The sequence below is a fragment of the Kitasatospora sp. NPDC004272 genome (assembly GCF_053603035.1).
In genome coordinates, this window is the sequence record NZ_JBSGET010000230.1 from 1 (window position 1) to 7,899 (window position 7,899).

General features: G+C 71.8%; 9 protein-coding genes. 7 read left to right on the forward strand and 2 right to left on the reverse strand.

Annotated features, from left to right (window positions below):
• Positions 1–85: 85 nt before the first annotated feature.
• Entirely contained in the window at positions 86–271 is a 186-nt protein-coding gene (locus ACWEO5_RS37265) for a hypothetical protein (RefSeq protein ID WP_030458050.1), read from the reverse strand.
• A gap of 473 nt (positions 272–744) precedes the next feature.
• Here ACWEO5_RS37265 and ACWEO5_RS37270 point away from each other — a divergent pair, with 473 nt between their 5' ends.
• The 4 genes from ACWEO5_RS37270 to ACWEO5_RS37285 all read left to right on the forward strand — a co-directional run bounded on the left by ACWEO5_RS37270 (position 745) and on the right by ACWEO5_RS37285 (position 4,782).
• Complete coding sequence (locus ACWEO5_RS37270; protein WP_030458051.1) at positions 745–1,398, forward strand: response regulator transcription factor; 654 nt, start codon at positions 745–747, stop codon at positions 1,396–1,398.
• Between the two features lie 43 nt (positions 1,399–1,441).
• Positions 1,442–2,743, forward strand: a complete 1,302-nt coding sequence (locus ACWEO5_RS37275) for a sensor histidine kinase (protein ID WP_452166524.1) — start codon at positions 1,442–1,444, stop codon at positions 2,741–2,743.
• A 202-nt stretch (positions 2,744–2,945) separates the two neighbouring features.
• Complete coding sequence (locus ACWEO5_RS37280) at positions 2,946–3,923, forward strand: acyl-ACP desaturase (protein WP_344552590.1); 978 nt, start codon at positions 2,946–2,948, stop codon at positions 3,921–3,923.
• A 559-nt stretch (positions 3,924–4,482) separates the two neighbouring features.
• Positions 4,483–4,782: a DUF4193 domain-containing protein gene (locus tag ACWEO5_RS37285; RefSeq protein ID WP_014138508.1), complete on the forward strand. Its 300-nt coding sequence runs from the start codon at positions 4,483–4,485 to the stop codon at positions 4,780–4,782.
• 291 nt (positions 4,783–5,073) lie between these two features.
• Here the strand turns inward: ACWEO5_RS37285 and ACWEO5_RS37290 are convergent, their stop codons facing one another.
• Positions 5,074–5,538, reverse strand: a complete 465-nt coding sequence (locus ACWEO5_RS37290) for a DUF3093 domain-containing protein (protein WP_452166525.1) — start codon at positions 5,536–5,538, stop codon at positions 5,074–5,076.
• 107 nt (positions 5,539–5,645) lie between these two features.
• Here ACWEO5_RS37290 and ACWEO5_RS37295 point away from each other — a divergent pair, with 107 nt between their 5' ends.
• The 3 genes from ACWEO5_RS37295 to ACWEO5_RS37305 all read left to right on the forward strand — a co-directional run bounded on the left by ACWEO5_RS37295 (position 5,646) and on the right by ACWEO5_RS37305 (position 7,651).
• Positions 5,646–6,230 carry a PaaI family thioesterase gene (locus tag ACWEO5_RS37295; RefSeq protein WP_344552588.1) on the forward strand — a complete coding sequence of 195 codons (585 nt, stop codon included), beginning with the start codon at positions 5,646–5,648 and terminating at the stop codon, positions 6,228–6,230.
• Positions 6,227–6,694 (forward strand): dUTP diphosphatase, encoded by a 468-nt coding sequence (dut, locus tag ACWEO5_RS37300; RefSeq protein WP_344552587.1) that lies wholly within the window; start codon positions 6,227–6,229, stop codon positions 6,692–6,694. The genes ACWEO5_RS37295 and dut overlap by 4 nt, the downstream gene beginning before the upstream one ends.
• A gap of 159 nt (positions 6,695–6,853) precedes the next feature.
• Positions 6,854–7,651, forward strand: a complete 798-nt coding sequence (locus ACWEO5_RS37305) for a DUF3710 domain-containing protein (protein WP_452166526.1) — start codon at positions 6,854–6,856, stop codon at positions 7,649–7,651.
• The last annotated feature ends 248 nt before the right edge of the window (positions 7,652–7,899 follow it).

Consider the following 7,899-nt stretch of genomic DNA (forward strand, 5'->3'; position numbering starts at 1 on the left):
TGGCGGCGATCTTCGCGGACACCCGACCGCGAAGATCACAGCCACTGGATCACGCCACGCAGTTGATCAATTACCCCACACTTTCTCAGGCGGCGGAACGGTGCGTGCCGAGGACCGGGTCCACGCCGTGTTCGGTGGCGAGGCGCTGGAGGTCCTCCAGCTCGGACTGCTCGACCTCGGCCAGGAACTCGTCCCCGGACTCGATCGCGCGGTGCAGATCCTGCTCGGCGTTCTTGATCCGCTGAAGGATTCCGGCGGTGAAGGCGTCCATACGGGCCCCCTTTGCTGTGTCGGACGGGCTCGGTCCGAGCAGCCCCCCGGCTCGGGACCCGACAAACCCCGGCGGGCACCTCGGACCGGATGCAGGTTCCGGTCGGGCGCTCGTGCGGCACTGGAGCCGCGACCCGGTGGCTTTCCGTCCCAGGCCGGTGCGGATGGGGCACTCGGCGGGTGGTGGTGGCCGCGACGCGCCACGGGGCGACGGCATCACGGTGTGCAGGTGTCCTCCCCACCCCCACTCCATGGAAACCTCCAACTCACGGAAAAGTTGCCCGAGTCACAGTCCAAACAGGTAGCGGGCGCTCCGTTTTCGCGGACGGCGCACCGGACTTACGACTGCTTTACCGCGCGACCAGGCAGGATGGAGGCACCGTCGGATCCGCCTGCCCGGATCCGCGCCCGGCGCACCAACGGCCCGCACGGGCGAGCACGGCCAGGGCCGCTCCAGCAGAAGGGACAACCACCGTGCGGGTACTCGTCGTGGAGGACGAGCAGCTGCTCGCCGAGGCCGTCGCCACCGGACTGCGCCGGGAGGCCATGGCGGTCGACGTGGTCTACGACGGGGAGGCCGCGCTGCAGCGGATCGCCGTGAACGACTACGACGTGGTGGTGCTCGACCGGGACCTCCCCCTCGTCCACGGCGACGACGTCTGCCGCCGGGTGGTCGAGCAGGGCCTCGCCACCCGGGTGATCATGCTGACCGCCTCCGGCGACATCAGCGACCGGGTCGAGGGCCTGGAGATCGGCGCCGACGACTACCTCCCCAAGCCGTTCGCCTTCAGCGAACTCGTCGCCCGGGTCCGCGCCCTGGGCCGCCGCGCCACCGTCCCGCTGCCCCCCGTGCTGGAGCGCGCCGGGATCAGCCTGGACCCCGGCCGCCGCGAGGTCATCCGGGACGGCAAGCCCGTCCAGCTCGCCCCCAAGGAGTTCGCCGTCCTGGAGGTCCTGATGCGGGCCGGCGGCGCCGTGGTCTCCGCCGAGCAACTGCTGGAGAAGGCCTGGGACGAGCACACCGACCCGTTCACCAACGTGGTCCGGGTCACCGTGATGACCCTGCGCCGCAAGCTCGGGGACCCGCCGGTGATCGTCACCGTGCCCGGCTCCGGCTACCGGGTGTGACCCGCACCCCCGAAACACCCGCCAGCTGAGAGGACTTCCGGCCATGACCACCCCGCCACTCCCCGGCGGGGCCCCCGGCACGCCCGCCCCGGGCCCGGACCAGGTGCCCCCGCGACCGACGCACCCCCCGCGCCGCTCCGACCGCGACCGCGCCGACGACACCTACCACCCCGGCGACGGCCTGTTCGCCTGGCTGTCGCTGCGCCCCACCATCCGGATCCGGCTCACCCTGCTCTACGGCGGGATGTTCCTGATGGCGGGCGTGGTCCTGCTGCTGCTGATGTACTACTTCGTCCGCTCCGCCTTCGACCAGGCCCAGCTGCCGCACCTCACCCTGGGCCGCGGCGTGGCGATCACCGTCAACGGCGAGACGATCAGCGACCAGAGCTCCCTGGACCAGGCGATGAACGCCCTGCAGGAGGGGAACAGCAACCAGGCCCTGTCCACCCTGCTGCGCCGCGCCCTGACCGCCCTGGTCTTCCTGGCCGTGATCGCCTTCGCGGTGGGCTACGCGATGGCCGGCCGGGTGCTCCACCCGCTCGGCCGGATCACCCGCACCGCCCGCGAGGTGGCCGGCAGCGACCTGCACCGCCGGATCGACCTGGACGGCCCGGACGACGAGCTCAAGGAACTCGCCGACACCTTCGACGAGATGCTGGAGCGGCTGGACCGCGCCTTCGATTCGCAGCGCCGCTTCGTCGCCAACGCCTCGCACGAGCTGCGCACCCCGCTGGCGATCAACCGGACCCTGCTGGAGGTCCAACTGGCCGACCCGGAGGTCTCGCCCGACCTGCAGCAGCTCGGCAAGACCCTGCTGGCCACCAACGAGCGCAGCGAGCAGCTGGTCGAGGGCCTGCTGCTGCTGGCCCGGAGCGAGAACGAGCTCACCGAGCGCCGCCCGGTCGACCTCGCCGAGGTCGCCCAGCGCGCCATGGAGCAGACCAGGCCGGAGGCCGCCAACCGCGAGGTCGAGCTGCGCGCCGAGCTGGCGCCCGCCCCGGCGAACGGCAACGGCGTGCTGCTGGAGCGGATCGCGCTCAACCTGCTGCAGAACGGCACCCGCTACAACGGCCCCGGCGGCTGGGTGGAGATCACCACCTCGGCGGTCCGCGGCGGTGGCGGCGAGCTGGTGGTGAGCAACACCGGCCCGGTCGTCCCCGGCTACGAGCTGGAGCACATCTTCGAGCCGTTCCGGCGGCTCAAGAGCACCGACCGCACCCGCAGCGACAAGGGCGTCGGGCTCGGCCTGTCCATCGTCCGCTCCGTGGTGCGCGCCCACGGGGGCACCATCGAGGCCACTGCCCGCCCCGGAGGCGGCCTGCGGGTGCGGGTGCGCATCCCGTAGCCGCCGGACCGCCCCCGGCCCCGCGGTGCCCCCGTCCAGGCGATCCGGCCCCGTGGGACTTCCCCCGGCCGCCCCTGCCCAGCCGTGTCGGAACGACATAAGCGCTGGACAGGGGCGGCTTGTCTTTTGCGGCCGCGACAACTTACGGTGTCGTAACCTACGCAGCCGTAGGTCAGCCCGTCCCACTCGCAGGAGCAACGCCGTGACCATCGCCCCCGTGCAGCGACCCGCCACGACCGCCTGGACCGACGCCAGGCTGATCCTCGCGCTGGAGGAGGTCGTGGAGACCGAGCTGAACCGCCACCTCAAGGTGGCCAAGGAGTGGATGCCGCACGAGTTCGTGCCGTGGAGCCAGGGGCGGGACTTCGACGGCGTGCTCGGCGGCGAGGCGTGGTCGCTGGAGCAGTCCAAGGTCACCCCGCTGGGCCGGATCTCCCTGGTGGTCAACCTGCTCACCGAGGACAACCTCCCGAGCTACCACCACGAGATCGCCAGCATGTTCGGCCGCGAGGGCGCCTGGGGCACCTGGGTGCACCGCTGGACCGCCGAGGAGGGCCGGCACGGGATAGCGATCCGCGACTACCTGCTGGCCACCCGCGCCGTCGACCCGGTCGAGCTGGAGCGGGCCCGGATGGCGCACATGTCCGAGGGCTTCGAGTCGGACAACGCGCACAGCATGCTGCAGTCCGTCGCCTACGTCGCCTTCCAGGAGCTGGCCACCCGGATCGCCCACCGCAACACCGGCCACCACTCCGGCGACCCGCTCTGCGACCAGCTGCTGGCCAAGATCGCCAACGACGAGAACCTGCACATGGTCTTCTACCGGAACCTGCTCAAGGCCGCCCTCGAACTCGCCCCCGACCAGGCCATGCGCGCCATCGCCGACGTGGTGATCAACTTCCGGATGCCCGGCCACGGCATGCCCGGCTTCGAGCGCTCGGCCGCCCAGATCGCCATCGGCGGCATCTACAACCTGCGGATCCACCACGACGACGTGCTGCAGCCCGTGCTGCGCCACCTGAAGGTCATGGAGGTCTCCGGCCTCGGCCCGGTCGGCCAGCACGCCCAGGACGAGCTGGGGGCCTTCCTGGCCGGTCTGGACGCCCAGGCGACCCGCTTCGACGAGCGCCAGGCCGCCCTGCTCGCCCGCCGCGCCGCCGCGGCCGCCGCCAGGGGCTGACCGCCGGACCCGGACCCGGATCCTCCACTCCCGACCCCGGCCGCCGACGGGCGGCCGGGGCGCTCGGACGTACCGGAGGGTATGCGGACAATTCGACGGCGCGGGCCGGCGCCGAAAGGCCCGCTTTGGCGGCAAAAGCCCAGTGTCGCGCCCAATGTGACGAACCTCACACCTGTCCGGAAGGCTTCCCCTCCTCCCTCGATCGGGTGATCACTCGTTCGGGCGAGGCCGTCGCGCTGGGTGATCACGGGGTTCGGGTCTCGCGCCCCCGGCGGATCGCCAAGGGCCCTCTGCCGCCGCCGAGTTGCCGCCCCCGGTGCTGCCGGTCGGCCACGGACCGTGATGATCTACGAGTTCCGGTTCGAACCGCTTCACCCGTACGGTGGACGGTGTTCGGCCCCTGTTCGATCATTCCAACGGGCCCTTGTCCGGATGTCGATTGAGTAACGGGGCTTGAAGTAAGGCACAATCTCGGCCTCGGGTCGGGCACAAGACCGGCCCCCCAGGCGTTACGTGCGCTGGAGACACCCGCACACACCCAAAGGGGGAGAGCGAAACTATGGCAACGGACTACGACACCCCACGCAAGACCGATGACGACCTCAACGAGGACAGCATCGAGGAACTCAAGGCCCGTCGGAACGAGAAGGCGTCCAGCTCCGTCGACGTCGACGAGTACGACGCCAACGAGGGACTGGAGCTTCCGGGCGCCGATCTCTCGAACGAGGAACTCTCGGTTCGAGTGCTGCCCCGCCAGGCCGACGAGTTCACCTGCATGAGCTGCTTCCTGGTGCACCACCGGAGCCAGCTCTACAGCGAGAAGAACGGCCAGCCGATCTGCCGGGACTGCGGCGCCTGAAAACGGAGCGGCACTGGCCCGGGCGGGCGAGACCCCTCAGCCGGCCCGGTACGCCGCCCCGTCCGGCCCTGAGCAGCAGGGCCGGAGGCAGTAGTAGCGACCGTCCCGAGCGGTCGCACCCGGCAGGACGCGAGCCGCGCGCCTGCCCACGCAGGGCTCGCAGACAGACCGAAAGGGACGGCCCCACCCTCGGGTGGGGCCGTCCCTTTCGGTGTGCTCCGGCCGCTCCACGGGCCCCGGGGCGCGCCCGGACCCCCGGGCGGCTCCCGGGCGCCCCGGGCCGCGTACCTTTCAGCGGCTCCGCTCGGCGCCCCGCGCGGACGCGGCGGCCCCGGCCAGCGCGTCCGCCAGCTTCTGCGGCGAACGGGTCGACAGGTACAGGTACGGGGTCGGGTCGGCCGGGTCGGTCACCTCGACCTTCAGCGCCGTCGGCACGTAGCTGCGCAGCAGCATGAACGCCCGCGGATCGGCCTTCACCGAGCGCCAGGCCACCGCCTCCTTCGGGTTCAGCACCTCGGCCGCGCCCAGCGCGCTCACCGGGATCCGGGCCGGTCCGGCCACCAGCGAGCCCTGCACCACCCGGATCCGCGCCGACCCGTAGCTGCTCAGGGCGGCGGCACCCGCGACCACCCCCACCACCAGCCCGACCAGTGCGCCCGCCCCGCTGAACCGGAGCAGGATCAGCGCGAGCGAGAGCCCGAGCGCCACGGGCAGCAGCCACCAGGACCGCGGGACGGTGAGACGTTCCTCGTACATGCCCTCCATTGTGGGCGCTCCCCACACCGCGGCGGCCCCCCGGGGGCCGTTTCCCGGGCCGGATCCGTGCCTGTCCCGGAAACCTACCGACAGGTAGGGTCGGCGCCGTGAACGGACCCAGCACCCCCACCACCCCGCCCGCGGACGCCGTCCTCCCCGACCGCTCCCCGCTGGCCCCCGCGCCCGGCACCCTCATCGGCTCCCACTACGACGAGTGCTTCGGCTGCGGCCCGCAGCACCCCCAGGGCCTCCAGCTCACCGCCGTCGCGGGCGAACACCTGGACGTCACCGCGCAGTTCACCGTCAAGGCGGCCCACCAGGGCGGCCCCGGCCTGGCCCACGGCGGCATCCTGGTCAGCGCCCTGGACGAGACCCTCGGCACGCTCAACTGGCTGCTCGGCGCCCCCGCCGTCACCGGCCGGCTGGAGACCGACTTCGTCCGCCCCGTCCCCGTCGACTCCGTGCTGCACATCCACGCCCGGGTGACGGGCGTGCAGGGCCGCAAGGTCTACAGCGCCGCCGAGGGCCGCATCGGCGGCCCCGGAGGACCGGTCGCCATCCGGGCACAGGCGCTCTTCATCCAGGTGAAGCTGGAACACTTCACCACGCACGGTCGTCCAGAGGACGTGCAGAAGGTCCTGGACGACCCGGACCAGATCAAACGCGCCCGAGCCTTCGAGGTGAACCCGTGACCGACCCCGTCCGCCCGCCCGTCGACATCCTGATCCGCCGGCTCGACCCGGAGATCCCGCTCCCCGCCTACGAGCACCCGGGCGACGCCGGAGCCGACCTGCGCACCACCGTCGACGCCGAACTCGCCCCGGGCGAACGGGCACTGCTCCCCACCGGCATCTCCATCGCGCTACCGGACGGTTACGCGGCGTTCGTGCACCCCCGCTCCGGGCTCGCGGTCCGTTGCGGAGTTGCACTGGTGAACGCCCCGGGGACGGTCGATGCCGGGTACCGTGGTGAGATCAAGGTGATCGTCGTCAACCTGGACCCCCGAGAGCCCGTCAGCTTCAAGCGGGGCGACCGGATCGCCCAGCTGGTCATCCAGCAGGTCGAGAAGGCGCGCTTCCACGAGGTAGGTGAACTCCCGGGTTCGGTCCGCGCCGAAGGCGGGTTCGGGTCGACCGGAGGCCACGCCGCGGTCTAGCATGCGCCGCGGTCTCGGTTCCGCCGAGCCGGCACGACGAGCGGGCGGAAGCGGTGCGATCGGCGATTGCAGCGGTTTTCGGCCGGTCCGATGGGTAGCAGGTAGCAGATATTCGCGTTCGGTCTTGGATTCGGTCTTGGACCGGGAAGGACAGTGACCGTGTTCCGTCGTCGCAAGAGCGAGGACGCTGTCGAGCAGCTCGCCGAGGACGCCATCAGCGCCGACGAGACGGCCGATGACGTCGAGGGTTCCGTCGAGAGCGAGAGCGAGAACGACGTCGAACCGGACCCGGCCGACCGGGTCGGCCTCCCGCCGGCCCCGCGCCCGGACGGGCCGTGGGACATCTCCGAACTGGAGAAGCCCGAAGAGGGCCGCGTCGACCTCGGGGGCCTGCTGATCCCCGGCGTCGAGGGCATGGAACTGCGGGTCGAGGTCGCCGGTGACGCGATCGTCGCCGCCACCCTGGTCCTGGGCAACAGCGCCATCCAGCTCCAGGCGTTCGCCGCCCCCAAGTCGGAGGGCATCTGGGGCGAGGTCCGCGAAGAGATCGCCAACGGCATCACCGGCCAGGGCGGCGCCGTCGAGGAGGAGGAGGGCCCGCTCGGCTGGCACCTCCGCGCCCAGGTCCCCGTGCAGCTCCCGGACGGCACCCAGGGCGTCCAGCTGGTCCGCTTCGTCGGCTGCGACGGCCCCCGCTGGTTCCTCCGCGGCGTGATCTCCGGTCAGGCCGCCGTCCAGCCCGAGCTGGCCGGCCTCCTGGAGGAGGTCTTCCGCCAGACCGTCGTGGTCCGCGGCGAGGTCCCCATGGCCCCCCGCGACCCCATCGTCCTCAAGCTCCCCGAGGACGCCCAGATGGTCGCGGACGGCGCCGCCGCCCCTGCCGAGCCCGACTCGCCGTACGCCGGCGGTTCGATCGACCCCTTCTCGCGCGGCCCCGAGATCACCGAGGTCCACTGACCTTTCCGGACGCCAGGCGTCCCCTTCCGCCCCCGCGCCACCCGGCGCGGGGGCGGATTTGCTTTGCGGCCGCCGGTCCCCGTACAGTTCCGGAGTCGCGCCGAGAGGGGCGAACGAAAGCGAGTTCGAGGAAACACCGGTGAAACGGTGGCGAAAACCTCTGATAAGCTGGGAACACGAAAGAACGAAGCGCCCGGAGATACGGTCGGAAGGCCGGTCGAAGGAAGCATCCGTTCCTTGAGAACTCA

Excerpts from the sequence above, each read along its gene's own strand:
- ACWEO5_RS37290 (WP_452166525.1), bottom strand. The coding sequence starts at position 5,538 with ATGTACGAGGAACGTCTCACCGTCCCGCGGTCCTGGTGGCTGCTGCCC.
- ACWEO5_RS37265 (WP_030458050.1), bottom strand. The coding sequence starts at position 271 with ATGGACGCCTTCACCGCCGGAATCCTTCAGCGGATCAAGAACGCCGAG.
- ACWEO5_RS37285 (WP_014138508.1), top strand. The coding sequence starts at position 4,483 with ATGGCAACGGACTACGACACCCCACGCAAGACCGATGACGACCTCAAC.
- ACWEO5_RS37275 (WP_452166524.1), top strand. The coding sequence starts at position 1,442 with ATGACCACCCCGCCACTCCCCGGCGGGGCCCCCGGCACGCCCGCCCCG.